The 25,274-nt window shown below is 70.5% G+C and carries 20 protein-coding genes; 11 read left to right on the top strand and 9 right to left on the bottom strand.

Going from position 1 to position 25,274, the window contains the following annotated elements:
* Both JOD54_RS26135 and JOD54_RS26130 read left to right on the top strand, forming a co-directional pair.
* Positions 1-4,089 carry an amino acid adenylation domain-containing protein gene (locus tag JOD54_RS26135; protein WP_204454169.1) on the top strand — a complete coding sequence of 1,363 codons (4,089 nt, stop codon included), beginning with the start codon at positions 1-3 and terminating at the stop codon, positions 4,087-4,089.
* Between the two features lie 60 nt (positions 4,090-4,149).
* Entirely contained in the window at positions 4,150-5,349 is a 1,200-nt protein-coding gene (locus JOD54_RS26130) for an MFS transporter (RefSeq protein WP_204454167.1), read from the top strand.
* Between the two features lie 458 nt (positions 5,350-5,807).
* On the opposite strand, the gene JOD54_RS26125 is transcribed toward JOD54_RS26130, so the two are convergent.
* Positions 5,808-6,569, bottom strand: coding sequence for a maleylpyruvate isomerase family mycothiol-dependent enzyme (locus JOD54_RS26125; protein ID WP_307860283.1), 762 nt, complete (start codon positions 6,567-6,569; stop codon positions 5,808-5,810).
* Positions 6,570-6,613: 44 nt separating this feature from the next.
* On the opposite strand from JOD54_RS26125, the gene JOD54_RS26120 reads away from it, so the two are divergent.
* The gene (locus JOD54_RS26120; protein ID WP_204454165.1) at positions 6,614-7,531 is read left to right on the top strand and encodes a helix-turn-helix domain-containing protein; all 918 of its coding nucleotides are present in this window, start codon (positions 6,614-6,616) and stop codon (positions 7,529-7,531) included.
* A gap of 1,084 nt (positions 7,532-8,615) precedes the next feature.
* Here JOD54_RS26120 and JOD54_RS26115 read toward each other — a convergent pair.
* The 4 genes from JOD54_RS26115 to JOD54_RS26100 all read right to left on the bottom strand — a co-directional run bounded on the left by JOD54_RS26115 (position 8,616) and on the right by JOD54_RS26100 (position 11,248).
* Entirely contained in the window at positions 8,616-9,104 is a 489-nt protein-coding gene (locus JOD54_RS26115) for an SRPBCC family protein (RefSeq protein WP_204454163.1), read from the bottom strand.
* The gene (locus JOD54_RS26110) at positions 9,101-9,448 is read right to left on the bottom strand and encodes a metalloregulator ArsR/SmtB family transcription factor (RefSeq protein ID WP_307860282.1); all 348 of its coding nucleotides are present in this window, start codon (positions 9,446-9,448) and stop codon (positions 9,101-9,103) included. The genes JOD54_RS26115 and JOD54_RS26110 overlap by 4 nt, the downstream gene beginning before the upstream one ends.
* Positions 9,449-9,528: 80 nt before the next feature.
* Positions 9,529-10,308 carry a peptidase M10A gene (locus JOD54_RS26105; protein WP_204454161.1) on the bottom strand — a complete coding sequence of 260 codons (780 nt, stop codon included), beginning with the start codon at positions 10,306-10,308 and terminating at the stop codon, positions 9,529-9,531.
* Positions 10,309-10,510: 202 nt separating this feature from the next.
* On the bottom strand, positions 10,511-11,248 hold the full coding sequence (locus JOD54_RS26100) for a GON domain-containing protein (protein ID WP_204454158.1): 738 nt from the start codon (positions 11,246-11,248) through the stop codon (positions 10,511-10,513).
* Positions 11,249-11,510: 262 nt separating this feature from the next.
* On the opposite strand from JOD54_RS26100, the gene JOD54_RS26095 reads away from it, so the two are divergent.
* Positions 11,511-13,130: a fibronectin type III domain-containing protein gene (locus JOD54_RS26095; RefSeq protein ID WP_372440342.1), complete on the top strand. Its 1,620-nt coding sequence runs from the start codon at positions 11,511-11,513 to the stop codon at positions 13,128-13,130.
* 54 nt (positions 13,131-13,184) lie between these two features.
* Here the strand turns inward: JOD54_RS26095 and JOD54_RS26090 are convergent, their stop codons facing one another.
* The 3 genes from JOD54_RS26090 to JOD54_RS26080 are packed head-to-tail and all read right to left on the bottom strand — an operon-like array spanning position 13,185 to position 15,646.
* Positions 13,185-13,823 carry a tetratricopeptide repeat protein gene (locus JOD54_RS26090; RefSeq protein ID WP_204454153.1) on the bottom strand — a complete coding sequence of 213 codons (639 nt, stop codon included), beginning with the start codon at positions 13,821-13,823 and terminating at the stop codon, positions 13,185-13,187.
* Positions 13,799-15,229 carry a DUF7779 domain-containing protein gene (locus JOD54_RS26085; RefSeq protein WP_204454151.1) on the bottom strand — a complete coding sequence of 477 codons (1,431 nt, stop codon included), beginning with the start codon at positions 15,227-15,229 and terminating at the stop codon, positions 13,799-13,801. Before JOD54_RS26085 ends, JOD54_RS26090 begins: the two co-directional genes overlap by 25 nt.
* Before the next feature lie 36 nt (positions 15,230-15,265).
* Positions 15,266-15,646 carry a MarR family winged helix-turn-helix transcriptional regulator gene (locus tag JOD54_RS26080; RefSeq protein ID WP_204454148.1) on the bottom strand — a complete coding sequence of 127 codons (381 nt, stop codon included), beginning with the start codon at positions 15,644-15,646 and terminating at the stop codon, positions 15,266-15,268.
* A 173-nt stretch (positions 15,647-15,819) separates the two neighbouring features.
* On the opposite strand from JOD54_RS26080, the gene JOD54_RS26075 reads away from it, so the two are divergent.
* Together JOD54_RS26075 and JOD54_RS26070 are read left to right on the top strand one after the other, a co-directional pair.
* Positions 15,820-17,160, top strand: a complete 1,341-nt coding sequence (locus tag JOD54_RS26075) for an MFS transporter (RefSeq protein WP_204456607.1) — start codon at positions 15,820-15,822, stop codon at positions 17,158-17,160.
* A 142-nt stretch (positions 17,161-17,302) separates the two neighbouring features.
* Positions 17,303-18,685, top strand: a complete 1,383-nt coding sequence (locus tag JOD54_RS26070) for a cytochrome P450 (RefSeq protein WP_204454146.1) — start codon at positions 17,303-17,305, stop codon at positions 18,683-18,685.
* On the opposite strand, the gene JOD54_RS26065 is transcribed toward JOD54_RS26070, so the two are convergent.
* Positions 18,682-19,848: a winged helix DNA-binding domain-containing protein gene (locus JOD54_RS26065; RefSeq protein WP_204454143.1), complete on the bottom strand. Its 1,167-nt coding sequence runs from the start codon at positions 19,846-19,848 to the stop codon at positions 18,682-18,684. The genes JOD54_RS26070 and JOD54_RS26065 overlap by 4 nt on opposite strands.
* A gap of 79 nt (positions 19,849-19,927) precedes the next feature.
* Here JOD54_RS26065 and JOD54_RS26060 point away from each other — a divergent pair, with 79 nt between their 5' ends.
* The 5 genes from JOD54_RS26060 (at position 19,928) to JOD54_RS26040 (ending at position 25,272) form a co-directional block, all read left to right on the top strand.
* Positions 19,928-20,716 (top strand): CmcJ/NvfI family oxidoreductase, encoded by a 789-nt coding sequence (locus JOD54_RS26060; protein WP_204454141.1) that lies wholly within the window; start codon positions 19,928-19,930, stop codon positions 20,714-20,716.
* Between the two features lie 157 nt (positions 20,717-20,873).
* The gene (locus JOD54_RS35330) at positions 20,874-22,883 is read left to right on the top strand and encodes a N,N-dimethylformamidase beta subunit family domain-containing protein (protein WP_204454139.1); all 2,010 of its coding nucleotides are present in this window, start codon (positions 20,874-20,876) and stop codon (positions 22,881-22,883) included.
* Positions 22,880-23,596, top strand: coding sequence for an aminoglycoside phosphotransferase family protein (locus JOD54_RS35805; RefSeq protein WP_204454137.1), 717 nt, complete (start codon positions 22,880-22,882; stop codon positions 23,594-23,596). The genes JOD54_RS35330 and JOD54_RS35805 overlap by 4 nt, the downstream gene beginning before the upstream one ends.
* A 228-nt stretch (positions 23,597-23,824) precedes the next feature.
* On the top strand, positions 23,825-24,985 hold the full coding sequence (locus JOD54_RS26045) for an actin cross-linking domain-containing toxin (RefSeq protein WP_204454134.1): 1,161 nt from the start codon (positions 23,825-23,827) through the stop codon (positions 24,983-24,985).
* A 122-nt stretch (positions 24,986-25,107) separates the two neighbouring features.
* The gene (locus JOD54_RS26040) at positions 25,108-25,272 is read left to right on the top strand and encodes a hypothetical protein (RefSeq protein ID WP_204454132.1); all 165 of its coding nucleotides are present in this window, start codon (positions 25,108-25,110) and stop codon (positions 25,270-25,272) included.
* The last annotated feature ends 2 nt before the right edge of the window (positions 25,273-25,274 follow it).

Genomic DNA, 25,274 nt, shown 5'->3' with positions numbered 1-25,274 from the left:
ATGAGTACCAAAGGGATAGCCACCTCATCCGCGTCGATGAACAGCCGAGCTCAACAGTTACCCGCCGCACCGCTGCTCCCGGAGCTCCTGCTGGGCCAGGCCGCCGCACGACCCCACGCGATCGCCGTGGTGGACGGCGACCGCAGCCTGACCTTCGCGGACCTGGTCGACCGGGCGGGCGCGGTCGCCGCTCGGCTGCGCGCCGAGGGTGCCGGGCCGGACACCATCGTCGGCCTCTACCTGGAGCCGTCCGCCGAACTCGTCGTAGCCACCTGGGGTGTTCTGCTGGCCGGGGCGGCGTACCTGCCGCTGGCCACCGACTACCCGCAGGACCGCGTCTCGTACATGATCGAGGACTCCGGGCTCGCCATGGTCGTCACCGCGACCGCGCCGCGCGCCGACCTCACCGAGTTGCTGCGCGCCGACCTGCCTGTGATCACAGTGGACTCCATTGGTGGGAGCCCACTGGGACAAGGGTTCGGGTACGGCAACGTGACCCGCTCGCGCGACGCGGCATACGTGATCTACACGTCCGGCACCACCGGACGGCCGAAGGGCGTGGTCGTCGAGCACGGCGCGATCGCCAACCAAATGGCGTGGCTGCGCGACGCGGTCGGCTTGGACGAGACCCAGTCGATCGTGCGCAAGACGCCGATCAGCTTCGACGCCGCGCAGTGGGAGGTCCTCGCCCTCGCGGTGGGGACCAGGGTTGTGGTGGCCCCGCCCGGGGCGCACCGCGACCCGTCCGGACTCATCGAGACGATCATCGCCAACGACGTGACGTTGCTGCAGTGCGTTCCCACTCTGCTGCAGGCGCTCGTCGACGACGACCTGTTCGCCCGCTGCACCACCCTGACAGCCGTGTTCAGCGGCGGCGAGGCCTTGTCGCGCAGGTTGGCGACGCGGTTCGCCGAGGTCCTGCCCGACAGCGACCTGGTGAACCTCTACGGGCCCACCGAGACCACCATCAACGCCTCCGCGCACATCATCCCCGCGGGTGGGTCCGCGGGTGCGGAGAACACCGTGTCCATCGGCGAACCTGTTCGCGCCACCGACTTCCACGTGCTCGACGAGCGCGGGGTCGCGGTCGAGGTGGGCGAGCCCGGTGAGCTCTACATCGGCGGCGCGCAGCTCGCGAGGGGCTACCTCAACCGCGACGAGGAGACGGCTCGCCGGTTCGTCACCGTCCCGGTCGGGCCGAACGGGATCCCCACGCGGCTCTACCGCACCGGTGACCTGGTCAGTCGCGACTCCGACGGCGGGTACCACTTCGTCGGCCGGGTGGACAACCAGGTCAAGCTGCGCGGGCACCGGATCGAGCTCGACGAGGTCCGGGTCGCCATCGAGAACCACGACTGGGTGCGCAACGCCGCCGTGCTGGTCCGCGACGACGAGCGCACCGGGGCCAGGAACCTGGTGGCCTGCGTCGAGCTGAACCCGCGCGAGGCGGCGCTGATGGACCAGGGCAACCACGGTTCGCACCACCAGTCCAAGCAGGGCAGGGTGCAGGTCCGCGCCCAGCTGGGCAACCTGGGTGTGCGCTCCGACGGCGGTCCTTCGCTGGCGCTGCCCGGAAAGGCCGAGACCGCTCGGCAGCGGCAGCGGGCGTTCGCGCGCAAGACCTACCGGTTCTTCGAGGGGACTGGACTGTCCATTGCGGACATCTTGCTACTGCTGGGCCACGACGGGGCCGCCGACGCCGAGTCGGTACCCCTGGAGCAGTTCGACCTGGCCAGCCTCGGTTCCCTGCTGCGCAACTTCGGCCAGTTCCACAGCCAGGACCGGATCCTGCCCAAGTACGCCTACGCCTCACCGGGCGCGCTCTACGCGACCCAGTTGCACCTGGAGATCGTTGGCCTCCCGGCGGCGCCGGACGGGTGGTACTACTACCACCCGATCAACCACGAGCTCGTCCGCGTCGGTGCGGCCAGCGGCACGGCTGGGTTGCGGATCCACCTGTTGGGCCGCAAGTCGGCCATCGAGTCGGTGTACCGCAACAACGTCCTCGAGGTCCTGCGGTTCGAGGCCGGTCACATGCTGGGCCTGTTCGACGAGGTGCTGCCCGAGTACGGCCTCGGCGTCGGTGCCGGATCGCTCGACCCGGCGGCGGCCGAGGTCCTCGGTGCCGACGACGACCACGTGTACCTGGGCGGGTACGACATCGTTCCGTCGGCGCGGCGTGTCCCGAGTGGACCGGTCGACACCTACGTGCAGGTCCACCCGGGCCGGGTGGCGGACATCGACGCGGGTCAGTACCGCTACGCCGACGGCGAACTGCGGCGGATCTCCGACACGCTGGTGCTGCGCAAGCACGTGATCGCCATCAACCAGGGGGTCTACGAGCGCGCCGACCTCGGCGTCTCGCTGATCAGCCGCTCCGCTGACCGCGACGCCGGGTACGTCGACCTCGGTAGACGGCTGCAGGTGCTGCAGATGAACCCCTTCGGCATCGGGTTCATGTCCTCGGGGTACAGCTCCGAGACCGGCAACGACCTGCCCTCGGCCCGCAGGATGGGTTCGATCCTGCGCGAGGCCGGGTTCCCGGGTGGACCGTCCTACTTCGCGCTCGGCGGCCGGGTCAGCGCCGAGCAGATCGCGGGCGAGGGCATGAAGGAGGACGCCGTCCACACCCAGGGGCCCGCCGAGATGATCAAGAAGGACATCGCGGGATTCCTGCCCCAGTACATGATCCCGGCGCGGGTCGTGATCGTCGACGAGATGCCCTACACCGCCAACGGCAAGGTCGACGTCCGCGCGCTGGAGCACTCCGAGGCGTTGGCGGCGGCCGAGCGGACCCGTGAGGTCATCGCACCGCGCACTGGGACCGAGCGCAAGATCGCGGCTGCGTGGGCGAAGGTCATGAAGACCGACGACATCTCGGTGCGCGACGACTTCTTCGTGGTGGGCGGGAACTCGCTGCTGGCCGTGCTGCTCATCCAGGAGGTCAACCGGGCGGTCAACACGACCCTGCCGGTGCAGCTGATCTTCGACGAGCCCACGGTCGAGGGCCTGGCCAGGCGGGTGGACGAGCGGACGCACGAGGCCGTCTCGCGGCTGATCACCCTGCAGCCCAAGGGATCCGGCAGGCCCGTTGTCTGCTGGCCCGGCCTGGGCGGCTACCCGATGAACCTCAAGCCGCTCGCTCTGGCCATGGGGCAGGACCGGCCGTTCCTCGGCGTGCAGGCCGCGGGCATCAACGACGGCGAGACCCCGCACCAGACCGTCGCCGAGATGGCCCGCCACGACGTGGACCTGATCCGCCAGGTCCAGCCGCGCGGCCCGTACACGCTGTGGGGCTACTCCTTCGGTGCCCGCGTCGCGTTCGAGGCGGCGCACCAGCTGGAGCAGGCGGGCGAGGTCGTCGACCAGCTGGTGCTGATCGCGCCGGGATCGCCGATCCGCCGGGCCGCGGTCGACCCGGGTGCCGGTGGGCTCTACGGGGACCCCGCGTTCGTGACACTGCTGTACTCGGTGTTCGCGGGCCGGATCACCGGTCCGGACGTCGACGAGTGCGTCGCGGCGACCACCGACGAGGCGAGCTTCGTCGCGTTCGTCGCCGCCCGCCAGCCGAGGCTGGACGTGGCGACCATCCGCCGGGTGGTCGCGATCGTCCGCGCCTCCTACAGCTTCCGCTACACCTTCGAGGAGATGCTGCACCGCCGGGTCACCGCCCCGATCACCATCCTCAAGGTGCGCGGCGACGACTACTCCTTCGTCGAGGAGGCGGTCGGCGCGCTGGTGCGCCCACCGGCGGTGCTCGACCTCGACGTCGACCACTACAGCGTGCTGCGCGCCCCGGACGTCACCCGGCTGGCCGCCACCATCCGCGACACCGTCCAGCGAGGCCGAGGAGGCCTGGTCCACATGCCGCACGTCAACATCAAGCACTTCCCGGTCCAGCTGAGCACCCGGCAACAGGGCGAGCTGGTCACCGCGATCAGCAAGGCGATCACCGAGGCGATGGGCGTCAGCGACGACGCGGTGTCCATCGCGCTGGAGCCGATCACGCCGCAGGACTGGCACGCCTCGGTGTACGAGCCCGAGATCGAGCGGCGCGGGCACCTGCTGGCGAAAACGCCCAACTACTGACCACGACGCGTCGGCCGACACCCGGCCGAGCGGTCCTGAGGAGAGAGTGGAGGAATACCGATGGTCGACACGGCCGAGGAGCAGCGGGGACGGGTGCGGGTGAGCCTGCCCGTGTTCGGTCTGCTCGCGTTCACGCTGTCCGGGTTCATCGCGATCATGACCGAGACGATCCCGGCCGGGCTGCTGCCGCAGATCAGCGCCGGACTCGGTGTCTCGGAGGGGCTGGCGGGCCAGCTGCTCACCCTGTACGCGATCGGGTCGGTCGTGGCCGCCGTCCCGGTCATCGCCGCGACCAGGGGCTGGAACCGGCGGCCGCTGCTGCTGCTGGCGATCGCCGCGCTGCTGGTGTTCAACGCGATCACCGCGCTCTCGGGTGACTACGTGGTGACCCTGGCCGCGCGGTTCGTCGCGGGCATGGCCGCCGGTGTGGTGTGGGGCCTGCTCGCGGGGTACGCGCGCCGGATGGTGGCACCCGAGGTGCAGGGCAAGGCGGTGGCCATCGTGGGCGTCGGCCAGCCCATCGCGCTCTCGCTCGGGGTCCCGCTCGGCGCGTGGCTGGGCACCCTCGCCGAGTGGCGCGGGGTGTTCTGGATCATGTCGGCGATCGCCCTGGTGCTGCTGCTGTGGATCGTGGCCGCGGTGCCGGACTTCCCCGGCCAGGGCAAGAGCGAGCGGATGCCGATCGGCGCGGTCCTGCGCACGCCCGGCATCCGGTCGATCCTGTGGGTCATCCTGCTGTGGATCCTCGCCCACAACATCCTCTACACCTACATCGCGCCGTTCGTCGCCGAGCACGGCCTCGGCGACCAGGTGCCGCTGATGCTGCTGCTGTTCGGCGCGGCCGCGGTCGTCGGCATCTGGTTCGCCGGTGCCCTCGTCGACGGGCACCTGCGGCAGGTGACGCTGCTGTCGCTGCTGGGCTTCGCCGTAGCCGCGGCGGCCCTGGCGGTCGGCACCCAGGCGACCCCCCTGATCTACGCGGGCGTCCTCCTGTGGGGCCTCACCTTCGGCGGCGCCCCGACCCTGCTGCAAACCGCCATCGCCGACTCCGCGGGAGACTCGGCCGACGTGGCCCAGTCGATGCTGGTGACGGTGTTCAACCTGGCGGTCGCAGGCGGCGGCGCGATCGGCGGCGTCCTCCTGGAGTGGTTCGGCCCGGACTCGTTCCCGTGGTCGCAACTGGTCCTCGCGGTAGCCGCCCTGGCGGTCGTGTGGTCGGCGAAGGCGCACGGTTTCCGCTCAGGACGCCGGGTCGCCTGACCGATCGGCTCGTGCCCCGGGGACTCCGCGCCCGGGGCACGAGCCCAGCCTCAACTCCCGGTGCGGAGCCGCGTCAACCGGGCTCCTTTCGCGCAATGCGGTGTAGCAGCGCCTGCCCGGGACATCAGCCGCACCTCGGCTCAGGTGCGGCGCCTCAACGACCGGGCGTCCTCCGCGCGACGCGACGCGGCAGCGGCTGCGGCGCATCGACACCGTCGGACTCCGGCGCCACCCCTGCTCTCGCCGCAGGGCGGTCTCGCCGACGGAGTGCCCGGGGCCTGAGCAGCGTTGCGGCTCCGGGTGCGGCGCTGCGTCGAACGGGCGGTCGACCGTCACCATGACGACCTTGCCCGCGACCCGGCGCAGTGGCGCCCGGCAGGCGGCACCAGCCGGGCACCGCCGGGCTCGGACGGCCCGCCCGCCGCCTCGCCGACCGCGTGCCCGATCACCGCTCCTGGTCACAGCGCTGTGCGGGCCAGCCAGTCGTCGAGCGGAGTGACATCGCCGGTGGTGGTGATGCGGGGGTCCGAGAGGTCCAGTCTGCGGGTGAACAGCCACAGCAGGTCCTGGGTGGTGGCGGTCGCGGTGACCGTCGCTGTGGTGTCTTCGCTGGTGAACGTGGGGCCGGTGGGGGCTCGGGTGATCAACCAGCTGGGGCCGTCGGTGGCGCGCAGCAGGATTGTCTCGCCGGTGCCGCGCAGGGCGGCCAAGGACTCCCGGACCTGGGGGGCCGCGGGTGAGGTGAGCAGTTCCAGGCCCTCGGTGATGATCTCCGCGGCCAGGTCCGCGGGGATGTCGTGTGGGCGGCCGGTGGTGATGGCGGCGTCGGCGCGGTGGATGGTGGTGTCGGCGAGCATCCGGCGCAGCCAGAAGCGCGCGGGGCTCTCGCCGAAGAACGTCCAGACGGGTCGGGTTCCGTCGCCGACCGCGTCGATCAGGTCCTCCGCGCCTTCGCGCAACCACCCCGGCCACGCGTCGGGGGAGCCCGGGTCGGCGGTGAGCGGGTCGGGCACGGGGCTGGGCTGGCCGGACCGGGCTATCGCCGCGGACCAGCGGTGGGCTTGGCCGATGTGCCCGACCAGGGTCCGCAGCACCCACTGCGGGCAGGTCGGCACCGGGGTCTCGGGGTCGGCTCCGGCCGCGGCGGCGAAGGCGGCGGTCTGCTCGCGCAGTGCGGCGGCGAGCTCGTCGATGTGCAGGGCGCTCCTGTGCGGGGTCACCCCCGTACCGTAGGAACTCCACCCGGCTGGAGGTTCCACGGACTGTGACCGGCGACACGCTCGGCATCGGCGACCTCGCGCGGCGGACCGGGGTGCCCGTGCGCACCATCCGGTTCTACTGCGACGAGGGCCTGCTCACCCCGCTGCGCAGCGCGGGCGGCCACCGCCGCTTCGACCCCTCCGCCACCGACCGGCTCGACCTGGTCCGCAGGCTGCGCGCCCTCGGCCTCGGGCTCTCCGCCATCACCTCCGTGCTGACCGGCGACCGCTCGGTCGGCGAGGCCGTCGCCGCCGAACGAGCGGCCCTCGACGTCGAACTGTCCGCGCTGGCCTGGCGCCGGGCGGCCCTGCGGGCGGTGGAGCACGCGACCCCGGCCGACAGGGCCGCCCGCCTGGACCTGCTGGCCGCCGCGCACGACGGCCGCGCCGCGCACGGCGTGCTCACCGCGTTCTGGCGGGCCCGGTTCCCCGCCCCCGTGCCCGCCGACACGCTGGACATGTTCCTCGAAGCCAGCGCACCCCCACCGCCCCCCGACCCGAGCCCCGACCAGGTCGTCGCCTACGCCGAGCTGGTCGCCCTGGTCAGCGACCCCCACCTCGCCGCGGCCCTGGTCGCCAGCGCCCACACCAACCGCCGCGTCATCACCGACGAAGCCGCCCTGCAGGAAGGCGTGGGTGCCGCGTGCGCCGCCGCCCGAGCCCGGGTGGCCGCCGGTCAGCCCCCCGGTTCCAGCCCCGAACTCGACCTGTTCATCGCCACCCACGCCGCCGTCCGCCACCGACTCGACACGCCCGAGTTCCGCCGGGAACTGCTCGCGGACGTGGCCGTGGACCGCGACCCCCGGATGCGGCGCTACTGGTCGGGCGTGCGCGTCGTGACCGCCGAGCCGGTGTCACTGGGGGAGTCGCACACCTGGTTGCTGGACTCCCTGGCCCAGTCGCTCGAGGCGTTGCCCTCGTAGGCCGCGACGCAGGGCACAGGGGGCCTACGCGCCTGGGGCGCGGTCGGCGCAGCAGCATCGATGGCGCAGATGAGCTGCGGATTCGCGACGATTGGCAGGGCGGGTAGCTGGCCGCCGCGCGCCCGGGGCACGGTCGTGAGTGTCTGGGACGCGGGTGGCCCGGCAGCGGCGAAGCCCGGTCCGTGGTGGGTTGGGTGTGCTCGATGGGGCGAACTTGTTTTGCGCGGGGCCCCTGCGCCAGTCGTGGCAGGACCGCAAAGCTGGGGCCGAAAAGCATGGCCCTGTCCGCGCAGAACGCTACGACTGCCGCCACCCCACGCAAAACAAGTCCGCCCCATCGAGCAGTTGGGTGGGCGGCTTCCGAGTGTCCAGTGGTCGGGCTGGCGGGGCTGGCTCGGGGGCTGGGGTGGCACCAGCGGCTTCTGGGTCGGCTCGCCTGCGGCATCGCGACCCGGTCCGTGGTGGCTGGGAGTGCTCGATGGGGCGAACTTGTTTTGCGCGGGGCCCCTGCGCCAGTCGTGGCAGGACCGCAAAAGCCGGGGCCGAAGAGCGTGGCCCTGCAGCGAGGCAAGGCTACGACTGCCGTCCCCCACACAAAACAGGTCCACCCCATCGAGCAGTTGGCACCAGCGACTTCTGGGAGCGGTGGTTGGGCTGGCGGGGCTGGCTCGGTGGGCTGAGGTAGCACCTGCGGCTTCGGGGTCGGCTCGCCTTCGGCATTTCGACCCGGTCCGTGGGGTGTGGGTGTGCTCGATGGGGCGAACTTGTTTTGCGCGGGGCCCCTGCGCCAGTCGTGGCAGGACCGCAAAGCTGGGGCCGAAAAGCATGGCCCTGTCCGCGCAGAACGCTACGACTGCCGCCACCCCACGCAAAACAAGTCCGCCCCATCGAGCAGTTGGGTGGGCGGCTTCCGAGTGTCCAGTGGTTGCTTTGGGTGGGCTGGCTCGGTGGGTTGGTTTCCAGGTGGGCTGGGGGGGCTTGCTGCCGATGGCGACAAGACCCAGAGCGGGGAGGCGGCCTGCGCCCACTGGCGGTGCTCACTTCGCCACCCGACCTTGGCGGCGGAGGCTGCGGGCTCCCTGGTTCAGTCGATGGGGATGAGGCCTTCGTAGTAGGCCTTGAAGCGGGGGATGTAGTCGTCCCACGCCACCGGGGGCTGGTCGGCGCGGGCGGCTACCAGGAGGTCCAGGTAGTACTCCCAGCCCGGGCCGACGTCGCCGACGCCGAGGGTTGTCGTGAGGTGGTGCACCAGGCGGAGCAGGGTGCCGTCGGCGACCTCGGACAGCAGGAGTTCCAGGTGCCACTTCCCGGCCTCGTCCGAGGTGGTCAGGCCCAGGCGGCGGTGGGGCTCGCAGACCTCGATCCTGGCGTCGAACCAGGGGGCGCCTTCCTCGAACGCCATCTGCACGCGGATCGTCTCCCCGGGGGCACCTGTGCCCTCCCAGCGGCCGAACCACCTGGCGGTGCGCTCCGGCTCCGTCACGCTGGCCCACACGTCCTCCGGGGTACCCCGGAAGGTCCGCCCGAGCACCAGGTCGGTGCCCGCCGCGGTCCGGAACAACTGACCACTCACGCCGTGTCCTCCGTCCTCCTGGCCTGGCGGTCCCGCCTGGCCCTGCGCACCTCGGTGTCCAGCGCCGCCATCCGCGCCGCCCAGCCCGAGTCCTGGTCGAACCCGCGCAACCAGCGGGTCAACTCGTCCAACGGGGCGGTCCGCAGCTCGTACAGCCGCTGCCTGCCCACCACCTCGTCGTGCACGAGGCCCGCGGTCCGCAGCACCCGCAGGTGCCTGCTCACCGCCGGTCGGCTGATCTCGAACCGCCCGGCGATCGCGCCCGCTGGCAGCCTGCCGTCGCGCAGGAGCAGCAGGATTTCCCGCCGCACCGGGTCCGCGATCGCGGCCGCCACCTCGTCCACGGCTGGAAGTGTAACTGATGTGTTACGCGTCAGGCCCCCGTGTCCAGGACACGGGGGCCGTCGGCCGGGGGAGGGAGGGCTTACTTGGTGGCCAGCGCCTTGAGGCCCGCGTAGTCACCGGCGCCGAGCAGGCGGCGGGAGGTGTCGCAGGGGGAGCTGGCCGGGGTCATGGTCTGCGCGGCGTTCTTCGCCTGGTCGACGTGGCCCAGGCCCGCGGTGTGCAGGCGCTCGTGGGTCAGGGTGGTCTCCAGGTCGTACTGGCCGGAGCAGTTGGCGGGCTTGGTGGTGAACCAGGTGTACGCGACGTTGTCGATCAGGGTGTCGGAGGCCACGACCACGCCGCGGGCGTTGTAGAAGGTGCAGGTGTAGGCCAGGACCTTGGTCGGAAGGGCGCCCCAGCCGGTGACCGACTTGCCGTCGTTGCCCGTGCAGGTGCCGGTCGAGCTGACCTGCGGCTTGACGGTGGTGGTGCCGCCGTAGGTGTAGGTCGAGGTGGTCAGGTTCGCCTGGCCGCAGCGGTTGGTGCCCTTGGCGACGGTGTTGGTCGAGGTGGTGATGGCGCCCAGGGCGGTGGAGGCGATGGTGGCCGGGACGCCCGCGCCGTTGTAGAGCCAGGTCAGCGTGCCGACCTTCCAGGACTTCAGCGCGTAGGTGCCGTCGGAGCAGGAGGTGTCGGCCGCGGCGGCGGTCGCGGCCGAGGTGTTCGCGTCACCGGCGGGCTCGTCGAAGGTGAACGCCTCGGCGACCACGTACAGCTGCTCGGCGGGGGTGGCCGTGACCGAGACCGGCAGCTCCGCCACGACGACCGCGCTGGCGGCGACGACGGTGGCGATGAGAGCGGTGATCCCGTTGCGGCGCATGTGCTTCCCCTTCGGTCCTGGCTGGTTGAGACAAGGTTCAGCCGTGGGGGGAGCGCAACGGTTCGCCGTTCGAGTGTGTTTCGGGTGCGGCCGCTCCAGGGGGTTCCGGGAGTCATTCGGCCGCTGGCCGGGCCTGCTGAGGAAGGTGCGGACAGCACCGGGGCCCGGTCACGTGGTGACCGGGCCCCGGGGAGGCGTTGGTTCAGGACAGGCTGAGGCAGAGCTGCGGCCGGAACAGGCCGTCCTTCGCGCAGCTGAGCTTGAGGATGTACTTCGGGCCTTGCGGGTTGTACGGGTTGTAGACGCCCGCCGACGGCGCGTTCCACCCGCAGTAGCCGCCGCCGGTGAGGCCCACGACTTGGCCGTCGGAGCTGGGTGTCGCCGTGCCGAACGGCGCGGAGCCGCCGGGCGCGAACGTGCTCGCGACCGTGAACGCGGTGCCGCGCAGGTCGATGTTGCCCTGCCCGGTGGTGCTCCCAGCGCCGCAGGCCATCGCCACGGCATAGGCGACCGAGGTGACCCGGTCCGAGCCGTGGGTGAGCGCGCCGGTGGAGCCGGCGAAGGTCGTGTCGTTGATGTCGACGGTCAGCGTCTTCGGGTCCAGCCGCAGCTTGGTGAACGAGGTCCGCACGTTCGACCCCGGCGACGCGCCGCCCGCGGTGTACTGGGAGAAATTCGCCGCTGATCCGGTAAAGGCGAGGTTCAGGTACTCCCGGGGATTTCCGGCCATGTCGTGGCAGTAAACGCCGACGAGATTCCGGTCGGTGGCCAAGGTGTAGTTCCCGTCCGCGGCCACCGGGACCGCGGCCCGCAGTGCCGCGCAGCTGTCGAGAAGCCCTTGTACAGCAACGGGTTTCGCTGATGCCGGACTCGCGCCGATGCTCACCGCCGCCAGGGTGGTCACGCAGGTCGCGAGGAATCTCTTACCATTCTTCGTCATGTCCAACTCGCATTCCACTATTGCGCTGATGGAGCGTTTCGGACGCTAGCAGTGGATCTTGAGGTGTTCCCATTACCCGGTCGGGTGGCCACCGGCCCCGGTCGGGTACACCTGCCGCACAACTGGGAACAAGTGGCGATGTGTTGCTCGATGACGGGAATTCTTGACCGCGCGGTATTGACTCCGCCCGCCGCGAGGCACTTCAATCCGACCTATGGTCCAGACCAATCGGGTCCTGGCCGCACCTCACCCGGGAGGTCCCGTGCGTACCCGACACCGCCTGCTCGCAGGCCTGAGCGCGGTCGTGCTCACCGGCGCGGGCCTGGCGCTCTCGCCGATGGTCGCCAACGCCGCCAACCTGTTGTCCAACCCCGGTTTCGAGACCGGGTCGCTGTCCGGCTGGACCTGCTCCGGCGGCACCGGGTCCGTGGTCGGCAGCCCCGTGCACGGCGGCAGCAAGGCCCTCGCCGGTGCCGCGACCGGCAGCGACAACGCCCGCTGCGCCCAGACCGTGGCCGTCAAGCCGAGCACCGCCTACACCCTGACCGGCTGGGTGCGCGGCAGCTACGTCCACCTCGGCGTCACCGGCGGCACCGCCAGGTGGACCAGCTCCACCTCCGGCTACAGCCTGCTCACCGTCACCTTCACCACCGGCGCGAGCCAGACCAGTGCCGAGGTGTACCTGCACGGGTGGTACGGCCAGGGCACCTACAACGCCGACGACATCAGCCTCGACGGACCCGGTGGCGGCGGCAACGACACCCAGGCGCCGACCACCCCCGGCAACCCCAGGGCCACCGGCGTCACCGCCAACAGCGTCTCGCTGACCTGGGACGCCTCGACCGACAACGTCGGCGTCACCGGCTACGAGGTCGTGCGCGACGGCCAGGTCACGCAGGCGACCGGCACCAGCGCCACGGTCAGCGGCCTGGCCGCCAGCACCCAGTACACCTTCACCGTGCGGGCCAAGGACGCCGCGGGCAACACCTCGCCCGCCTCGGTCCCGGTGACCGCGACCACCGCCAAGGACGACGGCAACCCCGGCCCCCGGTTCATCCAGGCCGCGCCGTACCTCTACCTCGGCTGGGGCAACCCGCCCGCGGCGGCCGACGTCATGCGCGCCACCGGCGTCAAGTGGTTCACCATGGCGTTCATCCTCGCCCAGAACGGCTGCAACCCGACCTGGGACAGCCAGCGCCCGCTCAAGGGCGGCGTCGACGAGAACAACGTCAAGGCGATCCGCGCGGCGGGCGGTGACATCGTCCCGTCGATCGGCGGGTGGAGCGGCAACAAGCTCGGCCCGAACTGCGCCACCGCGGAACTGCTGGCTGGCGCGTACCAGAAGGTGATCGACGCCTACGGCCTCAAGGCCATCGACGTCGACATCGAGAACACCGACGAGTTCGAGAGCGCGGCCGTGCAGGACCGCATCCTCACCGCGCTGAAGATCGTCAAGGCCAACAACCCCGGCCTGCGCACGATCCTGACCTTCCCCACCCTCAACACCGGCCCCAACTCCTGGGGCAACCGCCTCATCGAGCAGGCCAAGGCCCTCAACGCCAACATCGACAACTTCACCATCATGCCCTTCAACTTCGGCGGCGCCGCCGACATGTACGCGGCGACGGTGAACTCGACCACCGGCCTGAAGAACAAGCTCAAGTCCACCTTCGGCTGGACCGACGCCGAAGCCTTCGCCCACGTCGGCATCTCCGGCATGAACAACGCCAGCGACGCCGGGGAGAACACCACCCCCCAGATCTGGACCCGAATCCGCGACTGGTCCAACGCCAACCACATCGGCCGCTTCTCCTTCTGGGCCGTCAACCGCGACCGCCCCAACTGGGAGTTCACCGCCATCACCGCGGGCTTCACCGGCTGAGGTAGCCGCTGACGCTGCCCGGACCCGCTCATCACGGGTCCGGGCAGCGTCGTTCTAGTCGGCGATCCCAGCACGTTCGAGCCAGTAAGCCAGGTTGCGGCGGGCAGTTCGGGTCTCCAGGTGTTCGGGTCCGAGCACTCGGAGAGCGTCGGCGAGTATGTCCGCGTATGCCTCAGCCGCACGGGCTGGATCACCGGCTTCCCCCTGGAGGAAAGCCAGAGTTCTCCGGTTGACAAGCGTGTCCGGGTGGTCGGGGCCCAATACCCGCACGAGGTCGACCATGAGCTCTTCGCACGCCTTGACCGCACCTGCCGTATCACCTGCCTGTCCCTGTAGGTAGGTCAGGTCGATCCGAGTCCTGAGTGTCTCCGGGTGGTTGGGGCCGAGCACACGGCGGCAGTCGACGAGTAGATCTTGGAACGCACGGGCGGACTCGGGGGCATTCCCGGCGTGTCCCTGCCAGTAAGCCAGAGCGCCGCGGGCAGCGAGGGTCCTGCGGCTCTCTGGCCCCTCTACCCGCGCGAAGCTGGCGACCGATTCGGTGAGCATTCGCACGGCCTGGGTGGCGTCCCCGAGCACTCCCAGCCATTGGGCCAGGTTGCCCCGGTTGACCAGCGTGTCAGGGTGATCAGGACCGAGTATCCGAGTGACCTCAGGGAGCTGTTCGGTCAGTTCCCCAACCGCTTGGGCCACTTGCCCCGCCTGTCCCCGCCAGGAAGCCCGGTTGTGAAAGGCGCCCAGGGTGTGCCGATGAGTGAGGCCGAGGTGGTGGGAGGCAGCCGCGCAGAGCTTGTCGTAGTGGTCAATGGCCGCGTGCACCTGTCCCACATCGCCGAGGCTGCTGGCGAGCTTGAACAGGACCAGATAGCCGCCGTGTTGCCACAGGTGCGTCTCCGCATGATCAGCCAAACTCGCTGCGTGACTCGCAGGCGAGACTCGAATCGGACGCCCTCCGACGAGTCGAACCAGTTCGACAGCAACGCGTTCGCGGCCACGGCGGCAAGTGCGGCGAGGCGGTCATCGGGCAGTTGTTCGCGGGTGGCGTGCTGGACCAGGGCGTGCACGCGCACGAGGTCTGAGTCGTCCGTGGCGATCAGGTTGAATCGCTGCAGGCAACCGAGGGCTCGGGCGGCGGTGTCGCTGTCGGCGGAGAGGTAGTGGCATACCGGCGGGGAAGTGAGCAATTGCAGCGGAATGCCATTGGGGTCCAATAGGGACAGTAGCTCGAGCATGGGGCGAGCCAAGCCCTGGGGAGCGAGCCGGTCGGCGGCGTCTATGGAGATCGACCAGGTGGTGGCTACTGTCTCGTCCCAGTCCTCGGGGAACATCCGGGCCAGGGCGGTGCGTTGGTCGCGCCACTTCTGGACGTAGGACTCGCAGGTCATGCCGGGGATCATCGTGATGTAGGCGGCGGCTTGGCCCAGGGCGAGTGGCAGGTGTCCTAGGAGAGAACTCAAGTCCGCCAAGCCTTCGGCATCGCCCAAGACCTCGTGTAGGTACGCGATCGACTCGTTCGCGCTGAACTCGCCCAGCGGCACCAATCGCCGGGTCGAGGTCCGCAGCCGCGGCTCATTGCGTCGGGTGGTCACGACCAGCCGACCGGAGGTGCCGGTGTGCGGCCACAGCCCGGTCAGCTCCGCCGGGTCGTCCACGTCGTCGTACACAAGGAGCCAAGGGGTGGTTGTGGTCGCGCACCAGTCCAGGAAACGGGTCTCGTCCCGCACCGGCTCGCCTGTGACGACCTCGCCCAGTTCGGTCAAGCTCGTGACCACGGCGGTCCGCTCGGTCGCGGTCACCCACCCGACGAGTTGCGCATCACCGGACCGCCAGATCCGCTCCACGTAGTCAGCCGCTGCCTGGGTCTTGCCCACCCCGCCCAGGCCGGACAGCACCACTGCGCCCGCGGTCAACCCGTCCAGATCCGGCACTACCCGCCGCTGGAAGCCGTTCACCACCTCCGGCACCGTCCGGGATCGGTAGGGCAGTCTCCCCCGAGGATGCGCGGCGCCGAAGTGCACGTCGCCGTGTATCGCTCCGGCTTGGACCACGGTCCCCGAGATGTCACCCGCTGTGGACCGCACGTCCCCGGGTTCGTTCATGGGCACCATTCTGGCGTACGCGGTACTCCCGCGTGCTCAGTCCGCGGTGGTGAGGTGTTCGGTGAGGATGGCCAGGTGGGTGCGGGACGCCTCGGTGTGGCGGGTTCGGCCGGTGGGGGTGAGGTGGACGAAGACGCCGCGGCGGTCGGCTTCGCAGAGGGCCCGGGTGACCAGGCCCGCCTTCTCCAGGCGGGCCACGGTGCGGGAGAGGGCGCTCTGGCTCAGGTACATGGCGGCGGCCAGGTCGAGCATGCGCAGGCTCTCGCACTCGTGCGCGACGAGCCGGTCGAGGGTTTCGAACTCGTTCATGCTGATGCCGTGCGCGTCGCCGAGTTCGCGGTCGAGCCTGCACGCGATCTCGTTGTAGCGCAGCGTCAACGACCGCCACTGGTCCACGAGAGGCGTCTGCCGGGGCATGGCGGGCACCCTATCATGCACGCACATCTAATGTCAAAGCATCTTATGTAGCGGCATATTATGTTGGCGCATTAGATGCGAGCGCATGTAGTTTCACCGACGTGTCTCTCACCGAAACGCCACTGGCGCCCGCTCCGCCGCGCGCTCCCGCCTGGTCCGGCCGGCTCTGGGGGGTGCTGGCCGTGCTGTGCGTCGTGCTCTTCCTCGACGGCATGGACGTGTCGATGGTCGGCGTGGCCCTGCCCTCGATCGGCGCCGAACTGGGCATGTCGGAGTCCTCGCTGCAGTGGCTGGTCAACGGCTACGTGCTCGGCTACGGCGGCCTGCTGCTGCTGGGCGGGCGCACCGCCGACCTGCTCGGCCGCCGCCGGGTCTTCCTCATCGCCCTCGGCGCGTTCGCCGCCGCCTCGCTGGTCGGCGGGCTGGTCGACGACGGCGTGCTGCTCGTGCTCACCCGGTTCGTCAAGGGCCTCGCCGCCGCGTTCACCGCCCCGACCGCCATGTCCATCCTCACCACGACCTTCGCCGAGGGCCCGGCCCGCAACCGGGCGCTGTCGATCTTCACCGTGTTCGGCGCCAGCGGGTACTCCTCCGGCCTCGTCCTCGGCGGCCTGCTCACCAGCGCGGGCTGGCGCTGGACCTTCCTGACCCCGGTCCCCATCGCCATCGCCGCCCTCCTGGTCGGCATCAAGCTGATCCCCCGCGACAGCGCCCGCGCCGAGGGCGGGCACGACATCTGGGGCGCGGTCACCCTCACCGGCGGCATGCTGCTGGCCGTCTACACCGTCGTCACCGCGCCGGAACGCGGCTGGCTGGATCCGCTGACGCTGGTGTCCGCGGTCGTGGTCGTGGGGCTGCTGACCGCGTTCGTGCTGATCGAGAACCGCATCGCGCACCCGTTGATCCGGCTGGGGATCCTGCGCGTCGGCACCGTCGTGCGCGCCAACCTGAGCGTCGTCGCGCTGATGGGTTCCTACATCAGCTTCCAATTCATCATGACCCTGTACCTGCAGAACGTGCTCGGCTGGTCGCCGATGACGCTGGCGTTGGCGTTGCTGCCCGCGGGGATCGTGGTGGTCGTCGGGTCACCGCTGGTCGGCAAGCTCATCGACCGCTACGGCACCGAACGGCTGATCTTGGCGTCGATGGTGTCGTTGAGCCTGGGGTACCTGTGGTTCCTGGCCACCGCGGGCACCACGCCGGACTACCCGCTGTCGCTGTTGCCCGCGATGCTGCTGCTCGGCGGCGGTTTCGGTTTCGGGTTCAGCGCGATCATGGCGCAGGGCACCGACGGCATCGACGACGCCGAACAGGGTTTGGCCGCCGGGCTGCTGCAGACGTCGGGTCAGGTCGGGTCCGCCTTGGTGCTGGCCGTGGTGACGGCGGTGCTCGCGGGGTCGGTCACGGTGGACCTCAGCGGTTTCCGGCCCGGCCTGAACTTCGTCACCGCGGTCGCTGTGGCGGGGTTGGTGCTCAACCTCGTCCCGCTGGCCCGCCGCGTGCGGCGGGGATGATCACCTGGTGGACCCGGGCCGCGCGGGGGGTGGTCCGGGTTCACCAGGTCGGGTGATCGGCCTTGGAAGTTGCTCTTGGTCCCGCCTAGCGTGGTCGCGACTCGAACCGACCGCGCGGTTTCCCTCGGACCGAAGGCAGCCCATGGCGACCCCGTTCACCGCGATCCCCTCGGCTCCCGGCGCGCTGCCCCTGGTGGGCCACGCGCCGGGGCTGATGCGCGATCCGCTGGCCTTCCTCGAATCCCTGCCCGCGCACGGTGATCTGGTGCGGGTCCGGCTCGGCCCGATGCGCGCGGTCGTGGTGTGCACGGCCGAGTTGACCGCGGCGGTGTTGCGCGACGACCACGTCTTCGACAAGGGCGGCCCGTTCTGGGACCGCGTCCGCGAGTTCGCTGGCGACGGCCTCTCCTCGTGCCCGCACCACCTGCACCGCCGTCAGCGCCGCTTGGTGCAGCCCGCTTTCCACGCAGGCCGGTTGCCCGCGTACGCGGCCGTGATGGCGCGGGAGTCGACGGCGACGATGCGGGCGTGGCAGGACGGTGCGGTGCTGGATGTGTTGCCGCGCATGCTGGACCTGACATCCCGCATCGTTGCGGTGACGATGTTCTCGGATGCTTTGCCGGAAGCCGAGTTCGCCCAAGCTCTCGACGACACCACAGTGCTGATGACCGGCCTCTACCGGCGGATGATGACGCCACCGGTGCTCGACAAGCTCCCCACGCCGGGCAATCGCGCCTATCGCCGCTCAACGTTGCGGCTGCGCGAAACCCTGTACCGCATCGTCGTGGACCGCCGCGCACATCGGGTCGACCACGGTGACCTGCTGTCGGCGCTGCTGGCCGCCCAGGATCCCCAGACCCGGGGCGGCTCAACGGACGCGGAGCTGACCGACCAGCTCATCACGTTCTTCATCGCGGGTTCCGAGACCGCCGCCAGTTGCCTGTCCTGGACGCTGAACCTGCTCGCCGCCGAGCCCGACCTGCAGGACCAGGTCCACGCCGAGGCCAAGGGCGTGTTGGCGGCCCAAGGCGCGGCCGGGGTCGACACGCTCACCGGCCGCGTGATCACCGAGTCGCTGCGCCGGTGGCCGCCGGTCTGGATGTTCACCCGCACCACGACCATGGACACCGAGCTGGCGGGCCACCACATCCCCGCGGACACGGCGGTGATCCTGAGCCCCCAGCTGATCCACCACCGCCCCGACCTCTACCCGCACCCGGAGGAGTTTGACGCCGACCGCTGGCTGGTCGAGCCGACCCACCGGACGCCGTACCTGCCGTTCAGTGCCGGACCGCGCAAGTGCGTGGGAAACCAGTACGCGCTCACGGAGATCTCGATCGCGTTGGCCACCATAGTCTCCCAGTGGCGACTGGACCCCTTGCCCGGCAGCGAGATCCGCGTGACCCCGGCCGCGACGCTGCGGCCCCGCGGGCTCAAGCTCCGGATCACGTCCCGGTCGGCCTCGACCGCGCTTCCCGCGCAACGCCAGGCCGACTCGCCGGTCGTGGAGCCGAACAGCCCCTAGCCGGTGCGTGGGCCCAGCTTCGAACGCACGGCGGGGGAGACGTAGCCGGTCTCCACTCGTCGGCTGCCCAGCCACGCGGTGAGTCGTTCAGCCTCGTTGTCCAAGGCGCGTTTCGCCTGTGGGGAAACAGGTTCCAGCAGCAGGACCGACACGGTTCCCGCATCGTCCTGCACCCAGCAACCCACGATGCGGCCGTCGACCCACGCGGTCGTCCCGGCGTTGCCCCGGGTGTCGAACAGGTGCTGCCGGTGCTCGCCGAGGTAGAAGTCCCGCCCCCGCCAGCCCATCACCGTCGGGTCCAGCACCGGTAGCAGCGCCACCCAGGGCCCGGGATCGGGGACCTCCGCCAGGTCATCGGGCAACAGCCAGCCGACCGCGCCGCCGTCGAGCGACACCGCCACCGCGTCGAGCGCCGAAAGTGCTGCCCGCACAGCGGCTTTCGTCGAACCCAGCCACCACACGATGTCGTCCTCGGTGCCAGGGCCGAACGTCCGCAGCCAGCGGTGCACGAGCTCCCGGTACCCCTCGGCGGCACTCAGGGGTTCGGGGGTGTCCCCGAGCCAGTGCCGCATGAGCGTCCACTTCGGACGTGAGGTCTTCCACGGGCCGGTGTTCGCCCCGCGCACGATGTCCGCGGTGGCGCCCAAGTGGGTGAGCACCCTCGATGCCGACGACATCCCGCCCTCCGCCATCTTGACGTCGATCGTGGGCAAGGCTTGACGTATCTCAAGGGCGGTGCTGCCCTCGGGCGCGTCCGCCAGCACCGCGAGGACCTCCGCGCGGGCCTGGTCGAGCCAGGCGTTCCCATCAGCGGTGAGCCCGGTGGCGACGACGTCCTTCGCCAAGCGCGCGCGTTCGGTGCCCGCGACGCGCGCCGAGGCGCTGGACCAGGCGGCGGGGAGGAGGTCGCGCGGGAAGACGAACAGGGTGCGGCGCATGGCCAACTGCTTGACGAGGCCGCGGTCGGCGTAGAGGGCGCGATCGACGTCGGCGACCTCCGCCGAGGTCATGCGGGCCCAGCAGGTCAGGTAGACGGTCGCGGGCTCGGTGGCGTGCAACACCCCCATCGCCCCGGTGACGGCCTCCGGGGAGCCCACCCGCGACGCCAGGGCGTGGCGGGTGCCCAGCCGGGCGCGGCGCTGGTCGTCGGAAACGTGCTGCATCCGGCCATCGTCGCAGGTCGGGTGGGGGAGGGTTGCCCCGGTGGGGTGAGGCGCGTAGAGAGGAAGGAGGGGGTTCGACATGACGCACACGATCGCCGCCACCGTGCGCTACCTCGCGCCGACCTGGCGGTACACCGACGAGATCCCGGTCATCGCGGACTGGGCGACGCTGACCGCCAACACCGTCGAGCACATGGTCCCGGTGCACGACGCCCACCAGACCGAGTGCGACGTGGAAACGACCGGGTTCCAACGCCTACCGCACACCACCACGACCGACTTCCGCGATCCCGCCGCCGTCGAGCACAGCTACTTGCCCGAGGTGGCCGACGTCGTCCAACGCCACACCGGCGCAGACCACGTCATAGCCACCCACCACTTCGCCCGCTGGGGCGACCCCGGCGACTTCGAAGCCGGCTACGCCCCCTTCCTCCACGGCGACAAACCCCTCGCCGACCCCGCCGCCTACTCCTGGGCCAGGGTGGACCACCTGGACGTCCCCCTCGACCGCGCCCGCACGTGGGACTTCGCCTGGTACAACACCTGGCAGCCCATCGACCACCCCGCGACCCGCGACCCCCTCACCTTCATCGACGCCCGGACAGTCGCCCCCACCGACCTCCACCCCTACACCTACGACGGCGCGGGCGAACAGCACCAAGAGACCGTCCCGTCGCACTCCCGAGCGCACCGCTTCTACTACTTCCCCGACCTGCCGACTGACGAACTGGTCCTGTTCAAGCAACTGGACACCAGGCCAGGGCACACGCCCACCTGCCTGCACTCCGCCATCACGACGCCGGTCGCTCCGATGACCCCGCTTCGGCGCAGTATCGAGGTCCGCTGGCTGTGCGCCTTCCACTCATGAAGTCCGAAATGGACCGAATGTCCGCTATGGCGACCTGGCGCGAAAACGCCGCCGGAAGTAGTGCATTCGAGTGACCCACTAACGGGCGTTGAGCCGTTGGAGTGATCACGCTGGGTATGCCTTGTGGCGGTTGTTGGCCTGGTGTCACAGTGCTGCGATGGGGTTCACCTGCGTTGTTCCCGGCGGCGACGGGGTTCTGTATGCGGTCACTGATACGGGTGACCTGCTGTTCTACCGCGATCTGGACCGGACCGGCACTCCCCGTTGGGCCAATGGGGGAGTGGGCAAGCTGATCGGGACCGGCTGGGGTCGGTTCACGAAGATCGTCAACGGTGGCGACGGCGTGCTCTACGGGATCACCGAGGACGGGGGGCTGTGGTTCTACCGGGACCTCGCCCGCGACGGCACGGCGCGGTGGGCCAATAGTGGGGTCGGGCGGCAGATCTCGACCGCGTGGCAGGGGTTCCGGGACGTCGTGGGGGGTGGGGGTGGGATCCTCTACGCGCTGACGGACGCGGGGGATGTCCTGATCTACCGGGACGCCGACCGGACCGGCGGGGTGTCGTGGGCGTTGACCGGGCAGAAGATCCGGACCGGGTGGGGTGCGGTCCGCAGGGTGATCGACGGCGGTGACGGGGTCATCTACGGGTTGACCAACACCGGTGCGCTCCTGTTCTTCCGCGACCAGTTCCGCGACGGCACGCCCGCGGTCGACCGCGGTGGCGCGGGCAGCACCATCGGTCAGGGCTGGTCGAGCTTCGCGCTCGCCGTTGGCGGCGGGGGCGGTGTGATCTACGCGATCACGCCGGACGGGTTCCTGTTGTTCTACAAGGATTTGGCGCGCGATGGCAGCATGCAGTGGGCCAACAATGGCATCGGCAGTTCCATCGGCGCCGGGTGGTTGCTCACCGGGGCCGCGCTCACCACCCAGGGCTACCCGAGGCCTTTGTCGGTCGCGCCGGGGGAGCGGGTCCAGTTCCACGTCTCCAGCCGGGTCGACTACGACGTGACCTACCTGCGGCTCGGTCAGGGCGACGGCAAGGTGGTCGGCGAGCTCAAGGCCGTGCGCGGGCAGGTGCAGGTCCCCCGCGCGGACGCCTGGGGTGACGGGTGCGGTTGGCAGCCGTCGTTCGCCCTCACGGTGCCGACGACCTGGACGTCGGGCATCTACTCGGCCCGCTGCCGCGACGCGTCCGGTGTGGACAGTCACCTGGTGTTCGTGGTCCGCCCGCGGGTCGCCCGCACGGGTCGGGTGGCGGTGTTGGCGAGCACCAACACCTGGAACGCCTACAACGACTGGGGTGGTCGGTCCAAGTACTCGACCCCGCCGGGCCCCCGGCTCAGCGCCGAACGGCCGAACCCGTGGACGTCCCCTGTGGACGACGGCGAGCTCAACCACCTCACCCGGGCCGAGCTGTGGGTCACCGCCTGGCTGGAATCGGCGAGTTACCCGCTGGACTTCTACTCCGACGCCGACTTCCACCGCGGGATCCCGGACTTCGCGAAGTACCCGGTGGTGGTGCTCAACACGCACCCCGAGTACTGGACGACCACGATGCTCGACCGCCTCGTCACCTACATCGCGGGCGGCGGCAGCGTGCTCTACCTCGGTGGCAACGGTGTCTTCGAGGCCGTCACCCTCGATTCCACCGGCACCACCATGACCGTCCTCGGCGGCAACGCGAACAACCCGAGGCAGCAGTCCTACCTGCGCAACCTGACCCCGCCGCGCCCCGAACGCGCGGTACTCGGCGTGGGGTACCGGTTCGACAACTACATGACCTTCGCGCCGTACGAGGTGCTCGAACCCGCGCACCGGGCGCTGCGCGGCACCGGACTCGCCAGGGGCGCCCTCATCGGCCAGACCGGCCACAACGGACCGGCGAGCGGGTGGGAGATGGACACCGCGATCGCAGGCACCGCCCCCGACGGCGTCACGGTCTTCGCCGCCTCCCAGGCCGACGACCGCGGCGCACCCCCCAGCGGCACCGTGGTCCTGGCCCGCGGCACCAACCCCGGCTACGGCGCGGACATGACCTTCCGCGACACCCCCGCGGGCGGCATCGTGTTCTGCGCGGGCTCCCTGAGCTTCGGCGGAAGCCTCGCGGTGGACCCGGCACTGCAACGCATCGTCCGCAACGTCCTCGACGAGAGCCTGGGCCTGTGACCGTTCCCGAACCGCTCACGGGGGGCAACAACGCGCACGAGGTGGTCCGGATCGGGGACGCGGTCCACCGCGCTCCCAGGTCCGACTACGCCGCCGAAGTGTTGCGCCACCTGGAATCCGTCGGCTACGAGTACGCCCCGCGCCACCTCGGTGTCGACGATCAAGGACGGGACGTCCTCAGCTACATCCCCGGCGAGACCACCGACCACCCCTCGCAGCGGGCGCCGGGTGCCTACGCGCGTGCCGGGATGATGCTCCGCCAACTCCACGAGGTGACGGCCAACCACCCCCTCGCCCGCGACCACCCCTGCGTCCTGCACGGCGACCCGGGCCCCTTCAACACCATCGTCCGCGACGGCCTGCCCATCGCCTTCATCGACTGGACCGGCTGCGCCCCCGGCGCGCCACTGGACGACCTCGGCTACCTGGCCTGGACCTGGTGCGTCCAAGCCGTCGGCAACGTCCCCATCGCCGACCAAGCCGCCCACCTGCGAGAGCTCCGCGACGGCTACGGCGAGGTCGCCCCGGACGACCTGCTCGCCGCCATGCTGGCCAGCCAGAGCCACATCGTGGACGCCGAGACCGCGAACCTCCACGAGCCCACCCTGAGCCCGACCCGCCGCGCCCACGCCCGCCGAGCCATCACCTGGGCCGAGTCCTCCCGCGCCATGACCGCCGACCACAGCACCCGGTTCCTCGCCGCCTTGAGTTGAGCCACACGGTGGCGCCCCACTGCTGGCTCGCGCGACGGCATTCGGCCGAGGATGGCGCAATGCGACCTGATCGGCGCCGAATCGGCCAGCCGCCGAGAGCTGGGCCGCGGCCGGGTGAACCGCTGTGGAGCGTCCATTCGAGTGATCAACTACGGCGGCCCGACATACCCGTGGGGTTCTGGGCGATCGGGAGGGTGCCGTACCCCTTTCACCTGTGGAGCGCCGCCCATGACGTCTTCGTTGTCGACCGGGTCTCGTCCGTCGCCGTTGGACTACCGGACCACTTTCACCGGCCCTTCGGTCGGGACCGAGCAGGAGTTCCTGGGGGTTCGCCTCGGCAAGGCGGGCTCGGGTGGGTCGTTGATCGCGGAGGTGGTCGCGGACGGGCGGTTGTTGGTTCAGGTCACGACGGACATCGGGGGTGGGGAGGACGCTCCGGAGGGGTACCTCGGGTACACGATGGAGCTCAAGACCAGTCCGACCGAGGTGGCCGACGAGGACGGGTGGGCGGCGCGGACGGCCGCGATCAGGGCGGTGGTGAAGGCCATCGGGTCCATGGTGAAGTCCGGTTCGGACACGCGGGCGTTCAGCAGCGGCAAGCTCGAGGACTTCGACCTGGTCGTGCACAACACCGAGCACGTGGTCTACAAGACCGACTCCTGGTCGAGCGGCGTGAGCGGCAGCAGCAGGCACGCCACCTACGGGCTGCCCTTCGCCGACCTGGGGACGACCTCGGCGGGCGCGCAGTTGGTCCAGAAGGCCCACTGGTACCTGGACTGGTCGGAGGAGTTCGACCTCATCACCGGCCCCTGGGTCGCCCGCGACCGCGCCCTCGCCACCTACAACTACCTGCGGTCGGTGCTCGTCCAGCTCGCCGCGTTGACCACCAAGCACTCCCTGGCCGTCCACAACCTCGGCGAGCTAAGGGGCTACACCGGCAACCTCTATGACAGCTCCGTCAAGAACTCCTGGGGCACTCTGCCCAGGACCGCGCCTCTGCTCGCCATTGGCCTCTTGCCGCAAGCCGACCAAGAGCGGGTGAAGACCGCACTACGCGCCCGCCCCAGCAGGGTGACCGACACCCAGGTATGGACCGCAGTGGTCTGGCACATCTTCCAGAGCCTGACCCTGGCGGGTCACACGCCCGCGCAGCCGACCTACGCCACGGGCAGGCCCGGCACCCTCTTCGAGTTCCGGTCCGGCATCCCGGTCGACTTCAAGCACGCGTTCGTGCTCGTGGAGGGCGAGGCCGGTGGCTTCGCCGGTGAGGTCCAAGAGGCCAAGGGCGACAAGAAGCCGCTCAGCGACGACCTGCAGTCCAAGATCAAGGCGCTGCGCCCGCCGGGCTCGGACGACTCCGACGACGAGGAGGACGAGTCGTCCGACTGACCCGGCGCTCACCCGGTCCGCACTCGAACCGCACCCGTGTCCCTCCTCGTGTTGCTTCGGTCACGTCCGATTCAGTCCGGTGTTGGTATAGGCGGCACGACCGGACGGAACGAGGTGACCTGATGCGGACCAAGAGGCGGCTTTCCCTCACCTCCGCCGCGGTGATCGTGCTGGGACTGGTCACCGGCGGCCTGCTCGTGCTGGTCGGCAGCACCGAAGCGGCCTCCGCCACGCCCCAGGGCTCCACCACCTACGTCGGCTTCGGCTGGGAAGCGCCGGGCTCCTGACG

It is taken from the genome of Actinokineospora baliensis, assembly GCF_016907695.1.
Classification (GTDB): domain Bacteria; phylum Actinomycetota; class Actinomycetes; order Mycobacteriales; family Pseudonocardiaceae; genus Actinokineospora; species Actinokineospora baliensis.
The sequence above is the reverse complement of the archived record's forward strand: the minus strand, read 5'-3'. Positions and strand labels throughout refer to the sequence as shown.

Coding starts and splice junctions, on each gene's coding strand:
- JOD54_RS26060 (WP_204454141.1), top strand. CDS start 19,928: ATGACGCACACGATCGCCGCCACCGTGCGCTACCTCGCGCCGACCTGG.
- JOD54_RS26085 (WP_204454151.1), bottom strand. CDS start 15,229: ATGAACGAACCCGGGGACGTGCGGTCCACAGCGGGTGACATCTCGGGG.
- JOD54_RS26040 (WP_204454132.1), top strand. CDS start 25,108: ATGCGGACCAAGAGGCGGCTTTCCCTCACCTCCGCCGCGGTGATCGTG.
- JOD54_RS26105 (WP_204454161.1), bottom strand. CDS start 10,308: ATGCGCCGCAACGGGATCACCGCTCTCATCGCCACCGTCGTCGCCGCC.
- JOD54_RS26135 (WP_204454169.1), top strand. CDS start 1: ATGAGTACCAAAGGGATAGCCACCTCATCCGCGTCGATGAACAGCCGA.
- JOD54_RS35330 (WP_204454139.1), top strand. CDS start 20,874: ATGGGGTTCACCTGCGTTGTTCCCGGCGGCGACGGGGTTCTGTATGCG.
- JOD54_RS26045 (WP_204454134.1), top strand. CDS start 23,825: ATGACGTCTTCGTTGTCGACCGGGTCTCGTCCGTCGCCGTTGGACTAC.
- JOD54_RS26065 (WP_204454143.1), bottom strand. CDS start 19,848: ATGCAGCACGTTTCCGACGACCAGCGCCGCGCCCGGCTGGGCACCCGC.
- JOD54_RS26130 (WP_204454167.1), top strand. CDS start 4,150: ATGGTCGACACGGCCGAGGAGCAGCGGGGACGGGTGCGGGTGAGCCTG.
- JOD54_RS26070 (WP_204454146.1), top strand. CDS start 17,303: ATGGCGACCCCGTTCACCGCGATCCCCTCGGCTCCCGGCGCGCTGCCC.
- JOD54_RS26080 (WP_204454148.1), bottom strand. CDS start 15,646: ATGCCCCGGCAGACGCCTCTCGTGGACCAGTGGCGGTCGTTGACGCTG.
- JOD54_RS26100 (WP_204454158.1), bottom strand. CDS start 11,248: ATGACGAAGAATGGTAAGAGATTCCTCGCGACCTGCGTGACCACCCTG.